This is a genomic window from Pirellulales bacterium (assembly GCA_019636345.1).
Lineage (GTDB): Bacteria > Planctomycetota > Planctomycetia > Pirellulales > Lacipirellulaceae.
In genome coordinates, this window is sequence record JAHBXQ010000009.1 from 93,067 (window position 1) to 110,860 (window position 17,794).

Below are 17,794 nucleotides of genomic sequence, written 5' to 3' on the forward strand. Positions count from 1 at the left end.
GGAAGGGGGACGCTACTTGACGACGACGGCGTCGCGCGGGACTTCGTCGCCGAGTTCGACCGCGCCGGCGGCGAGATCGACGTCGGCGCCGCCGATGACGACGTTGCGAGAATTGGCCCCGCTGAGTTTCACAAACGGCCGCACGCCCGCGGGAACGCGCGGATTGGCGATCGTCACGTCCGCCGCGTCGGCCAGTGCGTACGCCGGGCCCCGTTCGGGGACGACGCCGACGTTCTCGAACCGCAGGTTGCGAACATGGTTTGCGTGGACCCCGGTCCGGGCGGAGAACCGGCTGTTTCTGACGACGACGTTCTCAATCGGCGAGTCGGGAAGCGCCTGCATGACGATCGCCGCCGGCGAACCGTCGCTTTCGATCCCCTCGAACGCCATGTCGCGGAACACGGGAGGCCGCACGTGTTTCAGCTCGCTGCGGTCGGATCCGTAGTCCATGTTCAGGATGATCGCCTCGCGCTGCATGTCGCGAAGGCGGAGATTCCGGGCGTAGATCCGCTCGACGACTCCGCCGCGATCGGCGCGCGACTTGATGCGAATCGCCCGGTCGGTCCCCTGGAACTCGCAGTCCTCCATGAAGACGTTCCGCACGTCTCCCGACATCTCGCTGCCGACGACCAGCCCGCCATGGCCGCGGAGGCTGGTGCACCGGCGCATGACCACATTTTCCGTCGGCCGAGCGACGCGCCAGCCGTCTTCGTTGTAGCCGGACTTGAGCACGACGCAGTCGTCCCCCGTGTCGAACACGCAGTCCTCGATCAGCACGTCGCGGCACGAGTCGGGGTCGACGCCGTCGTTATTGGGGCCGTCGGTCGTCACTTGCACGCGGCGGATCGTCACGTTCTCGCAGTACACGGGATGGATCGTCCAGTTGGGGCCGCTGCCGATCGTGAAGTCCTCGAACAGCACGTTGCGGCAGTTCACCAGCGAGACGAAGCTGGGACGAATCGCGGCCTCGGGAACGCCGAACACGCGCTTCTCGACGGGGACTCCGGCGGCGGCGAGTTCGAATCCGCGGCGCGTCTCGCGCGATTTCCAATCCCACCAGGCGCCCGCGTTGCCGTCGAGCTTTCCCTTGCCGGTGACGGCGACGTCGGTCGCGTCGCGGGCATAGACGAGCGGCGAGTAGTTGTACAGTTCGACCCCGCCCACCCGCACCAGCACCGGAGGGAGATAGTCGGCGAACGCGTCGCTGAAGACGATCTGCGCGCCTTCGGACAGGTGGAGTTCGACGCGGCTTGCCAGATGGATCGGGCCCGTGCGAAAGACGCCGGCGGGAACGACGACGCGTCCCCCGCCCGCCTCGTTGCATGCCGCGATTGCGGCGCGAAACGCCGTGGTGCAATCAGCGTTCGCGTCGGCTGTGGCGCCGAAATCGGCGACGGAGAACTCGTGCGCCGGGAAGGTCGGCGGCACGATCCGCGCGACGATCGCCGCCGCTTCGATCCAGGGGTCGGCCGCTTGGGCAGGTTTGCTCTCGGCGCACGAGGCCGTTGCGGGAGCGACTCCAATTGCCGCCAGCAGCACGAGCGAACGTCCCGTCGCACGGGCGGCAGTCCGTGCGCGGCGCCCAGCGCTTGACGCCTGGACCGGCGATTGACGAAGGACTGTCCGGCGCGTTTCGACGGGTTGTCCGGAACACTGCTGCCATGCTTGACGCATCACGCTCGTCATCCCTTCCGCGACTGTGGCGACTCGGCTGCGCCTCAAGAATGATCCGAAGTCTCGGCGTCCCGTATCTTCAGCGGTTCTCACTGCTCGCTGTCGTCCCTAATGCCGCTATTCAGCGCCTTGTTGGCGAACCAAGCTCGCGTGCGGTGCAGCAACAGCCCCCAGGCGGCCAGCAGGTACGCCGCGGGTTCGGGCACGTATTGAGCCGCGGCAGGGGCTCCGGACCACTGTCGTTGCCAAGCCAGGAAGTCGCTCCCGTCGACGCGCGCGTCGCCGTTGCCGTCTCCTTGCAGCTTAAAAGCGGCGTCGGCCAGCCCAAAACCGCGGTTCCAGTACTGCAGGTCCTGGGCGTCGACGTTGTCATCCGCGTTGAAGTCTCCGGCCAGATCCAAAGCCGCGTTGAGAACGAGCCGCGGGGCATAGGTTCCCGCCTCGACCGTCCCGCCGTTCTCCAGCGAAGTCGCCTCTTTCGAGGCGAATCGCGTTTGCGTACTGGAATTGTCTTGTCGCTCCAGCAGCAGCGTCACCGTTCGCGTCCCGTCCTCGCGGTAGGTGAGCGTGTTGAGAAAGACCGCTAGATCGGGGTTGGCGAAACTGATCGTATCTCCCTCCAACGCTCCGGCGGTGGACATCTGACCCAAGAGAAGCACCTCGGCCGTGCTCAAGCTGCGGGTGCCGCTATTGCCGTCGAACGTCACGCCCGGTGCGTCGGCGAACGTGACCGTGCTTTCGTCCCAGTCTTGCCCGAGGACTTCGTGCTTCAGACCGTAAACCCGCAACGTGTGGCTGGCCATGTTGCGAAAGGCCGTCAGTTCGAGTGCGGAGCTGGTCACCGTGCCGGGGCGGATCTGATCGAGATCGAACCGCAACATGACCAGCTCGTTGCTCGCGCCGCCGGAGCCAGTCCACCGGGCGTTCAGTTGAGCGCCCCAGCCGTTGCCGCCGGCGATGCCGGAGTTCTCGCTGATCTGCGCGTCGGCGCCGGCGCCGTGGGCCGTGCTGATCGTCGCCCCGACGGTCGTCGCCGGGGGCAAGTACGGGGCGTTGAGATCGTGAAGATACTTCTCCAAGTACGTGTACCCGTCCGGTGCGAACTGCAGCCCGACCGTGTCGTCGGTCGGCGAAAAGCCCTGCGCCGTTTTCCACCACCCCGGCAATCCGTCGGGGCCGAGAGCGTGCGACTTGGGGGTCGGATTGTACCAGCCGCCGACTTGATTCTGCGAATCGATGTGGGCGCCCGACTGGTTGATCACGTCGTTGATGACGCGTTTGTCGATCGGGTCGCGCCAAGCCGAGGCCCCGGCGTAACTGAGCACCTGCATGTACGCAGTCGGAGCGTCGACGATCGTCGGCGGGTTGGTTGTCGTCGCGGGGCTGGCAAGCGACGTGTAGGTCCCGGTGAGCGTGCTCGGGGGGGCCGGATTCAGTTGCAGGATGCCGTCGGCGCTGTTGTCGTAGTAGTTGCCGGCGTAGTAGACCCGCGAGTTGACGTTGTCGGGATGAAACAGCTCGTTCTTGCGCGTCGTGTTCGGCCCCTCGACGCCGAAGTTGCCGACGTAGTTCACGTCGTACTGGTCGTCGCCCCCGCTGTAGCTGTAACGATCGCCGGGGTTGGAGATGACGTTGTTGACGATGTCGAGATGGGCCGGAGTGATCGGCGCCGATTTGTCCCAGTTGCCTGTCGCCGGGTTGCGGCTGCGGTTGTTGGCGTACAGATTGTGGTGCAGCGTCGTCTCGCCTCCGTGGATAATCCCTCCGTAGCCATGATTGCCCTTGGAGTGGTTGGAGTTGTGCAAGGCCTCGGTGATCAGCGACCACTGGACGGTGACGTTGGTCGACCCGTGCGTGACTGACAGCACTTCGTCGGTTGACCACGAGGCCGAGACGTGGTCCACGATCACGTTGTTGCTGCCGGAGATCCACAGCGCGTCGGGCTCGTAGACGTCGGGCGCCGTGTAGAAGTCCCCGGGGCGGATGTTCACGTGCTGCAGGATCACGTTATGCGTGTTGCTGATCCGCACCATCCGGCGAGCCAGCGTGATTCCCCCCTCGGGGGCCGTTTGCCCGGCGATCGTCACGTACGGCTTGTTGATCACCAGGTCGCTGACCAAATTGATCGTGCCGCTGACGCCGAACACGATCATCCGTCCCGAGGAAGGAGCCGTCTGCAGGCCGTAGCGAAGGCTGCCGACGCCTGAATCGTTGAGATTCGTGACGACGTAGACGTTGTTGCTGTTCCGCCCGCCGACGGCGAAGGCGCCGGCGCCTTCGGCCCCGGGGAAGGCCGGCAATTGAGCCCTGACGCCGCTCGCCGTGACGGCGACGGCCAGGGCCGCGGCGACGGCCCGTCGTCGTGAACTTGTCATTGTGAAAGCCTCTTCCCTGTTCCGCGGCGTGCGGGACGCCGAGCAATAGCCAGCCGCCTGCGGACGACGCGGCCGCACCGCAACGACAAGCCGACGACTCCGATCAATCCTGCCGCGCCGGGTTCCGGGACCGGCGGCAGGTGAGCAAGCGACGCGTGCGGATCCCAGGGGGCGACCCCCGCCTGTTGAGTATACGGGCCGAGGAACTCCGGCTGCAGATGAGGGTTCGCGTTCCAAAACGCCGGGCCGCTGAAGATGTTCTCCAGCGTGTAAGCGGCCGCCTGCTCGGCCGTCATCGGATCGGCCCACGCGACGCGGCCGACGGGGACTCCGGCGGAGTCGAGCGGCAGCGGATTCCCGTGGGCGTCCTGGCTGTTGAATTCCGAATACCGGGTTGTCCCGTCGGGGTCGGGGTTCGGATTGATTCCACCGGCGCCGTTCCAAGGATCCCAGCCGGCGGTGCGTACGTGGGCGTCCATCCGGGTGTTGATGAAGGTGACGCTGGCCCGGCTCCCCCCTTCGCTCGCCGGCCAGTGCCAGGGACGCCCCAGAAAGACCGAGTTCGCCCCGGCGCCCGGCGGACCGTTGCGGGTGAGTTGAGAGTTGAGAAACACCAGGCCGATCGCTTGCGAAGCGGGGGTCTCCGCGGCAGTCACGTACCCGCCGCTGGTGCTGTTGACGACGCACTGGTCGAAGACGGCGGTGGCGTTGCCGAAGATGAAATCGACGTCGCCGGTCACGTAACAGTCGCGGTAGTACTGCCGGACCCGATTCTCGGCAAGAAGCGTGTCCTGGTAGCTTTCGAACCGCACGTTCTGAAACGCCGAGCGATCGGCGCTGTTGCGCAGCGCCACGGCGACGCCGCCGTTGTCGGGGACGGTGTTCTTGAACGTAAGATTCGCGGCGAGAAAGTCGTTGGCTGCGCTCTGCAGGCGCGTTGCGCCGGTCAGTCCGGGGACGCCGTTCTGGATCACGACGTCGCCGGGGCTGCCGCCCGTGCCGACGAGCGTGAGATAGGGCTTGGCGATATTAAGGTTCGCGTTCGCTCCGGCGGTTTCGGTGTAGACGCCCGGGGCGACGAAGATGTTCGTGCGGTTGGCGGCCGTCCCCGCCGGGGCCGCGTTCACGGCCGCCTGAATCGAGGTGAACGCGCCCCCGGCCCCGGTCGGATTGACGTACAGATCGGCCGCGCGAAGCGCGCCGCTGGCGACTCCCAGGACTGCCGCAGCGATGATGACCGACAAGCCGTTTCTCATGATCGCGGCGTCCCGTCGCCGGGCTCGTTCCGAGGAGGACAAAGCAGGTTTGAAGCAAAAATCGGAGCGGCGCCTTGGTCGCCCAGAAGCGCCGCCCCGTGGAGGGACGTTCTCAATGACCGATGCGACGGGTGCGATGGTGCGCGACCGCCCCCGAAGCGAGGGCGACGACGAGCAGCATCGTTCCGGTCGGCTCGGGAATGACGCCGACCTGGGTTTCGACCTCGATGCTGCGGATGTTCAGGCTGAACGGTCCGATGCTTCCGGTGGCGCGGTATCCGATCGCCAGCGCGTCGAACGAGGTCGTGATCACTCCCGCTCCCGAGGCGGTCCCGGTCAGCGAGTCGATCGTCCCGTTGACGTCGGACAATACGTAGCTGACGTCCATCGTCGCCGCCCCGGCGTCGTACTGGGCCCGATAGACGAGCAAGTAGTCGGTTTGATTGGCGAGCGCTGCTCCGCCGCCGCCGGTTTGGATCGTCGTGCCCAGCACTTTGTAGGCGCCGCTGCCGGCGCCGTTGAACAGGGCGTCTTGCACCTCGTTCGTCGCGGGACTGGTTTGCACAGGGCGGGTGTAGAGTTGGCTCGACACGCCGCCGGGGAGCCCGATGCGTCCCACGTAGCCGGTCCAATCCGCCGCGAAGCCGCTGGTGTGCGTGCTGGACGCATTGGACATCTGCGAGTTGTTCAGTTGAGTTCCCGGCACCGGCGCCGAACCGTTTGAGTCGTAGATCCCGAAGTTCAGCGTTCCTGATGCGGCCGAGTTGAGGGCTTGGGCCGTGAACCGCACCCGGAGCTCGACGAAATCTCCCGTTTGCGACAATGCGACCGGCGCCGCGGCGAACAGGGCCTGAAGTTCCGAGAACCGCGACGAGGTGTTTGCCGTGTTGAGCTGCAGGCTAGCCGGCGCAATCGAACTGCTCGTAGCGTTGCCCGAGGAGAGGACTTGGTAGTTGGTCGAACTGGCCGTCGGCGCAGCGGGCGCCGCCGCGTTCATCGTGCTCGTGCCGAAAGAGTCGGCAAAGATCACGGCCGCCGTCGAGCATCCGGCCGACGCAACGAGCGCGACCGTCGTCAGTCCCGCAACAAGTAGTGACTTCATGAGACTCGACCTCATAGCTAGGAAGACAAGACGCCAGAACGTACTGGACAAGCGGCGGCGGCCGGCGACCACGAGTTCGACGAGCGAGCCAGATACGGATCGCGACAAGACCGCCTTCATTTACGGTAGTCGCCGGAGAATTGCGTAGAAGCCGCGGTTATTGCAAAAAACAACTCCGCATACGCATCGGCCCAGTCATGGGGACGACAGTCGAATCGATCGTCAAGGCGCTGCGAGCAAGCGACGTTCGCTGCGATCAAACCCCCGGTCCCTTTCCTGCTTTCCCATGGCCCGTCATCCCAGCGACTTGCGGTATTGCCGGGGAGACAGGCCAAACTCCTGGCGAAACGCTTTGGCCAGTTGATTGGCCGAGGTGTAGCCCGTGCGCCGGGCGATGTGGTCGATTTTCAGATCGGGCTCGTCGCCGAGCAATTGTCGGGCGTGCTGCAGGCGGCGACGACGGATGTAGTTGAAGGGGGATTCGCCCAGGGCGTCGCGAAACGCGTACTCGAGCCAGCGCCGGGAGACGTCGACCTGGGCGCAGATCTCCTTGACCGACACCGGGTCCTCGATGTTGGCGTGAAAGTAATCGAGAGCCCGCTTCAAGCGCTCGTCGGTGACCGCCAGGGTCGCAGTCGACTCGCGCTCGACGACTCCCAGCGGGGGGACCAGACGCTCGAATCTCGCGACTTTTCGCTTTTTCATCATCTGGTCGAGCAGTCGCGCGGCCTGATAGCCCTCGAGGACGTTGTTGCGAGCGATGCTGCTGATCCTCGGGTGGCAGTGTTCGCAAATGATCTGCTGATCGTCGACGCCGAGGATGGCGATTTGGTCAGGCACGTTGATCCCCAAATCGTGGCATCCCTCGATAGCCTGCCGGGCCCGGGCGTCCGAGACGGCGAGCAGCCCGCAGGGGACTTCGAGCGTTTCCAGCCACGCCGACAGTTCCCGTTGCTGCCCGAGCCACGAGGTGCCGCGGATGGTGAACGTGGACGGAACGGCCAGCGAATCGACGGCGAACCCCGCGGCGGCAATCGTTTCGCGAAACCCGCGGCAGCGATCGTCGGAGTAACGGACTCCGCGAATGCCGTAGTAGGCGAAGCGTTTGAACCCTCGCTCCAGCAAGTGCTTGGCCCCCAGCACGCCAATGGCCCGATTGTCGACCATCAGCCGCGGGGACGGCGATTCGGCGAGCACCCCCGAGATGTTGACGATCGCCAACTCGGACTTTTCGGCGCAGCGGGCCTCCTCCGGGGTGTTCAGCGCGGCGATGACCCCGTCCCCCGGCCAGCCCGTCAGATTGGTCAGCGAGACGGAACTCCACTCGGGGGCGACGATGAACGACCACTGGCAGTTCTTCTCGCGGGCGTACTGCAGGACGCCTTCGATGAACACTTCTTGATGGGCGCCGCGCGGAAACGCCAGCGCGATCTCTTTGCGTCGTTTCATGAGGAAAAGTCCCGCAAGGCAGGGAACGGCGACTGGACGATTCATCTCGGACGCGGCGGGCGTCTCGGGATGATGCGTATCTGGATTGATTGTTTGCAAGAATGTCTCGTTACCGCAACTGGTCTCGCGATCTATTCTCAAACTCGTGAGAAGTCGCACGCCAACCCGGGTGCGGCCGATCGCGCTGACTTGTCGCATTCGTCGCCTGACGCTGCACGTTTCTGCGACGGTCCGGCGATCGCTTGTCCCGCCGTCGGCCCGTTCGCCTGGGTCCCTTGTCTCGCCCCTCGTCTTCGACAAAAGGCGCCCTCATGTTCGCTCGACGTCGTTCGATTGCGGTTGCCGCGGCTTTTACGCTCGTAGAACTGTTGGTCGTGATCGCCATCATCGGCGTGCTCGTCGCCCTGTTGCTGCCGGCCGTGCAGGCCGCCCGCGAGGCGGCTCGGCGCAGCCAATGTCTGAACAATCTCAAGCAACTGGGGCTCGCGGCGCAGCTGCACGAGTCGGCGAAGAAGGCGTTCCCCGAAGGCGTGCGAGTCTGGAACCTCAACGCCGGTTCGGCGCACGGCAACGCCTCGTTCGGCTGGGGCGGTTTGTCGCTTCCCTACATCGAGCAAACCGCGTTGGGGCAGCAATACACGGCGATCCCCAACTTCCCCGACTACAACTGGCAAACCGCGACAGGCCCCGGCGGGAGTCCCAACGCCGGAGAATTGTCGAAGACCCCGCTGCCGGTGTTCATGTGCCCCTCGGACGTCATGGGGCCGATCAACGAGTACTACAACAGCGCCAAGGACCCCTTCGCCAAGTCGAACTACGTCGGCATCGCCGGCGCCTACGGAGCCGAAGACGGTCGAAACTCCAACCCGCTGCTGTTCGTCAATCCCAAAGACTTGGCCAACGATCCGCCGTTCAACGACAACCATCGCCGAATCATGGGCAACTCGCTGGGGGTCTTCGGCGGGGCGATGAAGTCGCAGGTTCGCGAGATCGAGGACGGGTTGAGCAACACCCTGATGATCGGCGAACGCTCCGGCGAAGTGGCGATCGACCCCGCCGCCCCCCCGGCCGCGTACTGGACCGGCGCCATCCGCGCACGGTGGGTCAACAGCACCCTGGCGAACGTACGCAATCACGAAAGCTTCCTCATCAACGGCACGAACAAGTACGGCACGTCGAGCATGCACGTCGGCGGGGCGAACTTCACCCGCGCCGACGGTTCGGTGAACTTCATCTCCGAGGATATCGACGGCGCGTTGTGGGAGGCGCTCGGCACCCGCGCCGGCGGCGAGGCGCTCGCCGCGAACTGAACCATGGTCGCGCGGCGGACACGGCCCGCCCGAACGCCAATCTCCTCATCCCAGCAATTTCGCGATGAACCTCGAATCCGGGACGACCTCCGTCGTCCGAACCAACATCGGTCGGCCTGCGACTTGCCGCGTGCGTTTCGGCGCGACGGCGGCGATTGTCGCGGCGCTCCTCGCTGCGGTCGGTTGCGGCGACGGAAAGCGACTCGCCGCCGTCGAGGGGACGGTGACCAAAGGGGGCGTTCCCCAGAAGGGGCTCTGGGTCCGTTATACGCCCGCCGCCGGCGGACGTCCCGGCAACGGACGAACCGACGACAAGGGGCGCTACGAAATCAAATACACCTCGAAGGCGAAAGGCGCCCACGTCGGCGCCAACAAGGTCACGATCGGCACGGGAGGCGAGATTGACGATCGCGGCAACGAGCTCAACGCCCCGCAAGAACTGTTCGCCAAGGAAGTGCAGGTCGCCGACGGGGCGAACGTCCTTGATTTCGATCTGGCCGACCCGTAAGGCGCCTTGCACGCGGCGTCTTGCCGCTCGTCGACTCGCACCGTCGCCCGCTCGTCAAACTTCGCATCTCGGAGAACTGGCACAATGTCCGTCCGACAGATTCTATCGTGGCGTCTGGGGATCGTCGCCGTCGCCCTGCTGGCCACGTCCGCACTGGCGCCCGCCGCCCGGGCGGCGATTTCCTTCGACTCCAGCGCGGGGACCGGTTGGTGGTTCGACCCGGCCAACTGGGGGACGCACGGCGTCGGCGCCGCGCCCCCCTACCGCGTTCCTCCCACCAGCGACGGGACGACCGTCACGGACACCAATCTCAACAACGGCTGGGACTTCGCCGGCGAAGGGGTCGTCTACGATCCTGACAACGACCCGTTCTACGCCTCGCTCACCGAGGACGACTATCTCGGCTTTCCCGAGGGCTTCGATCGCGACACGATTTGGCGACTGTACGTGACCACCGGGGCCGCGTCGGCCGACAACAAGCTGACCATCAAGAGCGGATCGCTCGAAGTCGTCAGCGGCGCTTCGGCAGGTTACGTTCTCTTGGGGCGGGGCGGGGCGAATCCAGGGCTCAAAGGGGTCATCGTCCAAACCGGCGGCCGCTTCACTGTCGACAACGACAACATCGACGTCGGAACGCACCAGACCAACCCCGGCAACGGCGAGTACCACTATTACGGCGGCACGCTCGAAGTCGGGCTGAACGCCGTCGCCGCCCGGGGGATTCGGCTGTCGGCCGGCGGCGGTTCCGGCTCTGCCGACTCGGGGTATTTCGGCATGCACAACGGCGGCGCCCCCGGGCATGTTCGCGTCCACACCTTTACGGTCGGCGCCCATGCCGACTTGACCTTCGGCACGACCCAAAGCGTCTCGACCGTCGAGTTCTTCGCCACCAGCCAGGGGACGCGCCCCGTTCAGGTCCTCAACAACCTCAGCATCAATCATCAGGACGATTCGGGGGGCAGCGGATCGACCCGGTCGGCCGTCCTGCAACTCACCCTCTCGGCCGCCCCGCACATCGACGGCGGGGGAGTCCCGATCAATATGGGATTGTTCGACGTCGGCGGCGCCGTCACGGGAACCTCGCAGCGATTTTACGCCGACTCGATCGCCAACGGCGGCCAACTGATCGACGAGGGCGCGATCGTCTCGGCGACCTATCTCGGCTCCACCTACAACTGGACGATCAGCTACTCGGGCGACATCTCGTGGAGCGACTACGACAACAGCGTCGTGTCGTCGATCACGGGGCCGGGAACGGGCGCCGACGTCGTGCTGATCGGGCACAGCTCGACCATCGTCGGCGTGCCGGGCGACTTCAACGCCGACAACAAGGTCGACGGAACGGACTTTCTCGTTTGGCAGCGGGGCGCTCAATCCCCGGGAGAATTGGCGGCGTGGCAGACGAACTACGGCGCCGGCGTGGGGGGCGCCGTCGCGACCGCGGCCGCCGTGCCGGAACCGGCAGCGGCGCTGCTGGCGCTTGCGGCCTGCGCGGCGCTCTTCGCCGTGCGGACCCGCCGAGCCTAGCCCGCTCTCATCGAACGCGAGGGCGACAAGGCCGGCGACCTCCACGCCGGCACAGCGACGGGCGGTCGGCTCAACGGGGCAGCCGACCGCCTTGTTGCTTTCTTAACGGCGCTGCGCGTGGCTCTTACAGAACAGAGGGTACACTAACCTGTGATGACCGCCTCTCTCAATGACCTTACGTTGTCATTAGGATCGACCACGTCAAGTTCCGTCGTTACTAGCCAAACCGCAAGTAGCGATCGATCTTCCAGACTTTCGCAACGCAGCTTTCGAAATTGCTGCGGTAAACGTTGGCTATTTCTGCGAAACTTGCGAAACTGCGCAGCCCTCACAAAGTCACTGCACACCGTCAGGAATCTGACTATTACCACAAATCCTTGCAACTTTCTGAACGCTGCTACACTGGCCAAATGCCATCATTGCCTTGCGCGGCTTTGTCGGCTGCCTTGTTCCATCCAATAAAACGCCGCTCGGACTCCACCGATGAGGATGACGAATAGCCCTAACGAATTCGGCTCTGGAACCGCACTCACGACTCGAAACCCGTTGAAAAATAGGTCTAGTCCAGGATTGGAGCCGTTCAAAACCCTGGTCGCCCGTAGCGTAGACTCTGTACTCCCCCAATCCCCGCCTGCTTGACCCCGCTGCTTGAGTGTCGTGCTGTTGACTCTATCTATGGCAGTCTCAACCCACTCAAAGACATTCCCTCCCAGCCCGAAGGCGCCGCTCGGACTCGCCACGCCAACGTTGAAAATATCGTTCGGCCCGAGTTGATTCCCCCCGTCAAAAAACACCGCATCGAAGATGGTATCCCCTGGGAAGTCAATGCCGTCGGGGACGTTGTCGCTGCCGGTGGGGTAATCCCAGTAGTGACCGGCCACGGGGTCGTAGTAGGCGGCCTTGTGCCACTCGTCGGTGCTCGGCAGGAAGTACTTGGCCCGTTTGTTGCGATAGAGGTTCGTCGCGTCGTACCCCGGGTCGCTCGGCAGCCAGAGTTGGAAGGCGCCGGCGTCGTCGAACTTGTACGCCGGCGGATGGCCGGTGCTTGTGTTGAGCCAGTTGACGAACGCGGCCGCCTCGAACCACGTGACGCTGGTCGCCGGCTTCTCGGGGCCCCGCTCGTCCTTCGTGATCCCCAGGCCTCCCAGCGCATTGGCGGCGTCGACCATCTGCTCGCTGATCTCGTACGTGGCGATGCGATAGACATAGGGGACGGCGCCGGCCGTGTTGGGAAGCGCGTCCGGCGGGTTCCCCGGCGCGCCGACCGTGACGAACTCGATCGTGAACGCATGCTCGCCGCCGCCGAAGTCGTCGCCCGACGCGGGGGCGCTGACCACGGCAAGAATGGCCAAGCTGCCGAGAAAAACCTCTCGAATTCTCACGTTCCACCTCGCGGAGTCCTGAGTGTGATGGCGCGGACTCCCCCCGCGCTTCACCTTACGGCTGGCTGGAACTATTCGCAAGCAAGATCAGGGCGATTTGCGCAAGCAGGTTCGCTCGATCCGATTCTTGTGGCGTGTATCCCCCATGTTGGAGGGGTGCTTAGGAACCATGGAATGTGGGATCCATCGGCAGGCGGCACGGGCGACCATCACGACGCTTCCGTGCTCCTGGCTGCGCCAATTCCCGGGTGCGGTAACTGATCGCAGGCAATTCGGCACTTGGCGAAGTCAGCCGCAAGCGACGGCCTGTTTCATGGGCTCGAAGTGCATCCCTCGCTTCGGCGGAACTCTTCCGGACACTTGGGCCGCCGCAAGGTCGAGAACGAGCGCAAGGGGCGTCGCGGACCGGGTTGGTTTCGCCCTCGCCGCCGACAGTCGACTCCGTTAGCGACAAGTCGAGTCGTGAGTCGCCCGTGATCCGGCTCGCCCCGCCTTGATCTGACGTGTTTCCTTGGAACTGGCTCCCGTTGATCTGCAACACGTTGTGCCAGTTCGTGGAGTCGCTGCCGCTCACCGCGTAGATTGCTCCTCCGGCGCCAGACCTGTCGACCCCGTCCCCGGCCGTGTTCCCAACGAAGGCCGTATTAGCGATCGTGACGACGTCGTGCTGGGCGGCCGCCGAGCCGAAACCGCCGTACGCCACGTAGACTCCGCCCCCGTCACCCGATGAAACGGCGCCGGCGGAGTTCGCCTCGATCCGCGAATTCGTCAGGTCCAAGACAGTGCGAGGGGTCGCAGCGCCTCCAGCGACGGCCACGTAGACGCCTCCCCCGCTCGTCCCGGCGGCGTTGCCGATCACGGTCGTCTTGTCGAGGGCGAGGAGCCCTTCGGAGCGGATCGCGCCCCCTCGACCGAAATAGTCGTTGGTTCCGACATCGTCCCCCGTGAGTTTCAGGCCTTTGATCGTGACCGCGGGAGGAGCGACGCCGAAGGTGGTGTCGACGATATTGAAGATGCGCGCCCCGTCGCCGAGGGCTGACGAGCCGCTGAAGGCATTGATCGTTACGCCTGGAGTCTGCGTTGAATTGATGTAGAGGTTCGATTCGTCGATGTCGGAAAATACGCCCTGCGCTTCGTCCACTTGGCAATGAACTTCGCGATCATAGTATGCCCTCTTCATGTCAGAACTAAACCGAGCGCTGCTTTCGAGGTCCGATACCTTGTCGCAGCCGAAACGCTACGTAACCGAGAATGGTAAGACCGATGACGGACGGCTCAGGAACCACGTTTCCGAGAACGACATATCGGCCGTTCGCATCAGAGACGGAGTAGTTGGACCAGTCGAATCCTGAGTTAGGCTGGAAGGCGATAAACCCCGGATCGCCGATATCCGGTGCATTGCGAACGCTGGCACCCCACCCATTCGTCCCAAACAAGCCGCTACCGAAGACGAGGGCATACCATCCTGGACTGAGCGGCAACGTGAGATCGCCATACGTTTCGGCCGAGAGCGCCGGAAACGTGAGCGTCGTAGCGCCGAATACGTCGGGGGTTGACAGATTGCCGCTGTCGGGAAAGTCGTTCGGCCCGTCGAGTTTCACGATGGCCCCAAAAAACGTCCCCCCAGTGAAGGCGACGAAGTGCCCGCCGACCTGGGATGTGACGACCGGACGGGTCAACTCGAAGCGCACCCCGGCATACACGAACGGGTTGATATTCGTCCCCCCTGTCGTTCCATGTGCAACCCCCGTCGTCCCGAGCGTGCCGCTTTCGTAGATGATCGCAGCCAAGGCGACGCTGCTCGGCGCAGCAGCGATAACGCCAAGTGCGAAAACTAGGAGAAGTCGTCGCCGTGCGTTGGTGGGAACTATGGGATCGCCTCGCTTGGTAAGTGCCGCAGTTTCTGGTCCAGGCCGGTCTGTTGTCAATGACAAACTGGCCAACCTTCAAGATACTCTGGCGGCCTCTTCCCCGCGAGCGGGTAGCATCGGTTGTCCCCAACCGGTGCGAAAGCAAGCAGCATTCCCCCCCCACTGTCGCCTCAAACTGAAGCGCCGCGTGGCAACGGAATGCTTCTTGCGGTTGCGCCGTGCGAGGTTGGGGACAACCTGTGCTACCCATGCGCTTCCGTGCTCCTGGCTGCGCCAATTCCCGGGTGCGGTAACTGATCGCAGGCATTTCAGCACTTGGCAAAGCCAGCCGCAAGCGGCGGCTTTTTTCGTGGGCTCGATATGCATCACTCGCCTCGCGGGATTCTGCCGGCAATTGGGCCGCCGCATCGTCGAGAACGAACGCAGGGGGTGTTCCGCCGCCATGAGCGGACGGCGCTAGCCCAATGCCACTCACTTTGAGCTTTGGGACAGCGCCGGGCCCGTCGGGGATTTTGCTCGGCGGTTGAGCAAAATTGAATTTTGCTTGTCAAAACTGCCGGGTCGCGATCGGCGGCGTCGGACGCAAGTCCTTCGCTGGCAAGCAGATCGAACTCTCGCCATCCTCGCGACGCCTGGGGTTTTGCTCCATAAAAACGGGTTCGGAGCCATTGAGCAAAACGAGCAATGCCCCCGTCGTGCCGAGCTTGGCCGGCACGACGGTCAGGCAGCGCTACGGGTCGACGTCGCGGCGCCAGACTTTCGCGAACGGGACCCTTCGGCAAGTCTTGAAAGCGGAGTTCGGGCGCAGCCAGCGGCGACTGGCGGCGAATCGTTCGCAGGTCGCTCGGGTTTCGCTCGCCCGAGGCGGTCGTATTTGGCCGCCAAATCGGGGACAATCCCGAGGGCGAATTCGCCCCTGCCGAACTTCCCTTCGAACCCCAGCGCTGCCGAGCAATGGCGACTCGATGCTGTACGTCCCTGTTTGTGCTTGCGGTTGCCGGCGGCGCTGCGTCGCAGGCGGCCGGGGAGGGCTATGCCGCAGCGGTCAACACGCTGCAGGGGACGAATTCGCAGTTCGAATTGAGCCGGGGCAACACCTACCCCGCGACCGCGTTGCCCTGGGGGATGCACACCTGGACTCCCCAGACGGGCCGTAACGGCGACGGCTGGAAGTACCAATACCGCAAGCGTACGATCCGCGGCTTTCAGCAGGCCCATCAGTGCAGCTCGTGGTCGAACGACTACGCCGTCTTCTCGCTGATGCCCGTGGTCGGGACGCTTGAGGTTCACGAGGATCGGCGCGCGACGGGCTTTCGCCATGAGGACGAAGTCGGGCGACCGCACCACTATCGCGTGGCGCTCGCCTCGGGGGTCGTCGTGGACATGACGCCGAGCGAACGGGGCGCACTCTTGCGGTTTGCGTTCCCCGACTCGCAGCGGGCGTTCGTCGTGTTCGACGGCTACAGCGGCAACTGCACTTTGGAAGTGCAGCCCGATCGCCGCCGGCTGGTCGGCCGAGTACGCAACCAGCGGGGCCGGCCCGGCGGCATCGAGAACCACTTTATCGTCGAATTTGAGAACGAGGTTCTCGACGCCGGGGTGTGGCGCCATGTCGGCGACGGGCGATGCGAGGTCGCCGCTGAGACGCGGATCGCCGGGAGCAACGTCGGCGGGTACGTCGAGTTTCCGGCCGGGGCGACCGTCGTCGCCCGGGTCGCGTCGTCGTACATCGACGCGCAGCAAGCCGAATTGACCCTGGCGACCGAGCTGCCGCGGAACCGCGACTTTGAGGGCGTTCGCACCGCGGCCGAGGCGGCGTGGGAAAAGACTCTGGGCGCCGTTCACGTGGAAGGGGGAACCGACGAGCAGCGCCGCACGTTCTACTCGTGCCTGTTCCGGGCGAGCCTGCTCCCCCGGATGTTCTACGAGTACGACGCCGCCGGCGAGCCTCGCTACCGCAGCCCCTACGACGGTCAGGTCCATGCGGGCCGGATGTTCACCGACACGGGGTTCTGGGACGTGTTCCGGGCCCAGATGCCGCTGAACGTGTTGCTGCGCCCCGAAATGCAGGGCCAGTACATGCAGGCGCTGCTCGCCGCGCACGAGCAGTGCGGCTGGTTGCCGTCGTGGTCGTTCCCCGAAGAGCAAGGGAGCATGCTCGGCAATCACGCCGCGTCGCTGCTGGCCGACGCTTGGGCGAAAGGGATTCGCACGTTCGATCCGGCGGTCGCCGCGGCGGCCTACGACCACGAGTCCTCGCACAAAGGCCCCTGGGGCCCCGCGAACGGTCGCGGCGGCGCCGACCTGATCGAACGCCTTGGGTATTTGCCCTACCCGGACCATCGCGAAGCGACCGCCAAGACGCTCGAGTACGCCTACGACGACTTTTGCGGTTATCGCTTGGCGCTTGCGGCGGGGGACGACGCACTGGCGGAGACGTTTCTCAAGCGGGCGACGAACTATCGCAATGTGTTCGACCCGCAGGTCGGGTTCATGCGCGGCAAGGACGCCGCAGGACGCTGGACCGAGCCGTTCGATCCGATCGAGTGGGGCGGCCCCTACGCCGAGGGCTGCGCCTGGCACTGGACCTGGTCGGTGTTTCATGACGTGGCGGGATTGATCGACCTGTTCGGCGGCGACGAGCCGTTCGTCGCCAAGCTGGACGGCGTGTTCGCGGCGCCCAGCGAGTTCAAGCCGGGAACCTACGGCGCGCCGATCCATGAGATGCGCGAGATGGTCGAGTCGGGCCTGGGGCAATACGCCCACGGAAATCAGCCGATCCAGCACATGATCTATCTGTACTGCTACGCCGGCGCGCCGTGGAAGACCCAGTATTGGGCGCGACTGGCGATGGATCGCCTGTACGATTCCACGGAGAACGGGTACCCCGGGGACGAAGACCAGGGGCAGACCTCGTCGTGGTACGTCATGAGCGCCCTGGGCCTGTATTGCGTCTGCCCGGGGACCGACGAGTACGTGCTTGGCAGCCCGCTCTTCCCGCGCGCAACGATCGATCTCGGCAAGGGGCGGCGGTTCGTCATCACTTGCCGCAACCAATCCTCAGCGAACGTGTACGTGCAGTCCGCCGAGCTGAACGGTCGTCCCTTGTCGCGCAACTTTCTGCGGCACGAGGAACTGGTCGCCGGGGGCGAATTGACGCTTGAAATGGGACCTCAGCCGAACTTCGAACGAGGGACGGCGCCGGCGGATCGTCCCTTTTCGCTCTCCACCGCGGACAGTCTGGCGCGTCAGCCGGCCGTGGACGTTTCGCTCGGGAAGTGAACGGCGCGTCGGACGATCGCCCCGAATCAGGCGTTGTCCAAGAACTCAAAGCGACGTT

At 64.8% G+C, this 17,794-nt stretch carries 12 protein-coding genes; 4 read left to right on the forward strand and 8 right to left on the reverse strand.

Annotation, left to right across the window (positions count from 1 at the left end):
* Nucleotides 1–12: 12 nt before the first annotated feature.
* The 5 genes from KF688_17740 to KF688_17760 form a co-directional block, all read right to left on the reverse strand.
* Entirely contained in the window at nucleotides 13–1,539 is a 1,527-nt protein-coding gene (locus KF688_17740) for a glycoside hydrolase family 28 protein (GenBank protein MBX3427526.1), read from the reverse strand.
* A 224-nt stretch (nucleotides 1,540–1,763) separates the two neighbouring features.
* Nucleotides 1,764–4,049, reverse strand: a complete 2,286-nt coding sequence (locus KF688_17745) for a hypothetical protein (protein MBX3427527.1) — start codon at nucleotides 4,047–4,049, stop codon at nucleotides 1,764–1,766.
* Nucleotides 4,046–5,305 carry a hypothetical protein gene (locus tag KF688_17750; protein MBX3427528.1) on the reverse strand — a complete coding sequence of 420 codons (1,260 nt, stop codon included), beginning with the start codon at nucleotides 5,303–5,305 and terminating at the stop codon, nucleotides 4,046–4,048. The genes KF688_17745 and KF688_17750 overlap by 4 nt, the downstream gene beginning before the upstream one ends.
* Before the next feature lie 112 nt (nucleotides 5,306–5,417).
* A complete protein-coding gene (locus KF688_17755) occupies nucleotides 5,418–6,407 on the reverse strand; it encodes a hypothetical protein (GenBank protein ID MBX3427529.1) in 990 nt (329 codons plus the stop codon).
* Nucleotides 6,408–6,701: 294 nt separating this feature from the next.
* Nucleotides 6,702–7,856, reverse strand: coding sequence for a substrate-binding domain-containing protein (locus KF688_17760; GenBank protein MBX3427530.1), 1,155 nt, complete (start codon nucleotides 7,854–7,856; stop codon nucleotides 6,702–6,704).
* A 311-nt stretch (nucleotides 7,857–8,167) separates the two neighbouring features.
* On the opposite strand from KF688_17760, the gene KF688_17765 reads away from it, so the two are divergent.
* The 3 genes from KF688_17765 to KF688_17775 all read left to right on the forward strand — a co-directional run bounded on the left by KF688_17765 (nucleotide 8,168) and on the right by KF688_17775 (nucleotide 11,201).
* A complete protein-coding gene (locus KF688_17765; GenBank protein MBX3427531.1) occupies nucleotides 8,168–9,166 on the forward strand; it encodes a DUF1559 domain-containing protein in 999 nt (332 codons plus the stop codon).
* Between the two features lie 64 nt (nucleotides 9,167–9,230).
* Nucleotides 9,231–9,674: a hypothetical protein gene (locus KF688_17770; GenBank protein MBX3427532.1), complete on the forward strand. Its 444-nt coding sequence runs from the start codon at nucleotides 9,231–9,233 to the stop codon at nucleotides 9,672–9,674.
* A gap of 84 nt (nucleotides 9,675–9,758) precedes the next feature.
* Complete coding sequence (locus KF688_17775; protein ID MBX3427533.1) at nucleotides 9,759–11,201, forward strand: hypothetical protein; 1,443 nt, start codon at nucleotides 9,759–9,761, stop codon at nucleotides 11,199–11,201.
* A 416-nt stretch (nucleotides 11,202–11,617) separates the two neighbouring features.
* On the opposite strand, the gene KF688_17780 is transcribed toward KF688_17775, so the two are convergent.
* The 3 genes from KF688_17780 to KF688_17790 form a co-directional block, all read right to left on the reverse strand.
* Complete coding sequence (locus tag KF688_17780; GenBank protein ID MBX3427534.1) at nucleotides 11,618–12,583, reverse strand: SUMF1/EgtB/PvdO family nonheme iron enzyme; 966 nt, start codon at nucleotides 12,581–12,583, stop codon at nucleotides 11,618–11,620.
* A gap of 160 nt (nucleotides 12,584–12,743) precedes the next feature.
* On the reverse strand, nucleotides 12,744–13,763 hold the full coding sequence (locus tag KF688_17785; protein ID MBX3427535.1) for a hypothetical protein: 1,020 nt from the start codon (nucleotides 13,761–13,763) through the stop codon (nucleotides 12,744–12,746).
* Nucleotides 13,764–13,770: 7 nt separating this feature from the next.
* Complete coding sequence (locus tag KF688_17790; protein MBX3427536.1) at nucleotides 13,771–14,373, reverse strand: hypothetical protein; 603 nt, start codon at nucleotides 14,371–14,373, stop codon at nucleotides 13,771–13,773.
* Nucleotides 14,374–15,408: 1,035 nt separating this feature from the next.
* Here KF688_17790 and KF688_17795 point away from each other — a divergent pair.
* On the forward strand, nucleotides 15,409–17,736 hold the full coding sequence (locus KF688_17795) for a GH92 family glycosyl hydrolase (GenBank protein MBX3427537.1): 2,328 nt from the start codon (nucleotides 15,409–15,411) through the stop codon (nucleotides 17,734–17,736).
* The last annotated feature ends 58 nt before the right edge of the window (nucleotides 17,737–17,794 follow it).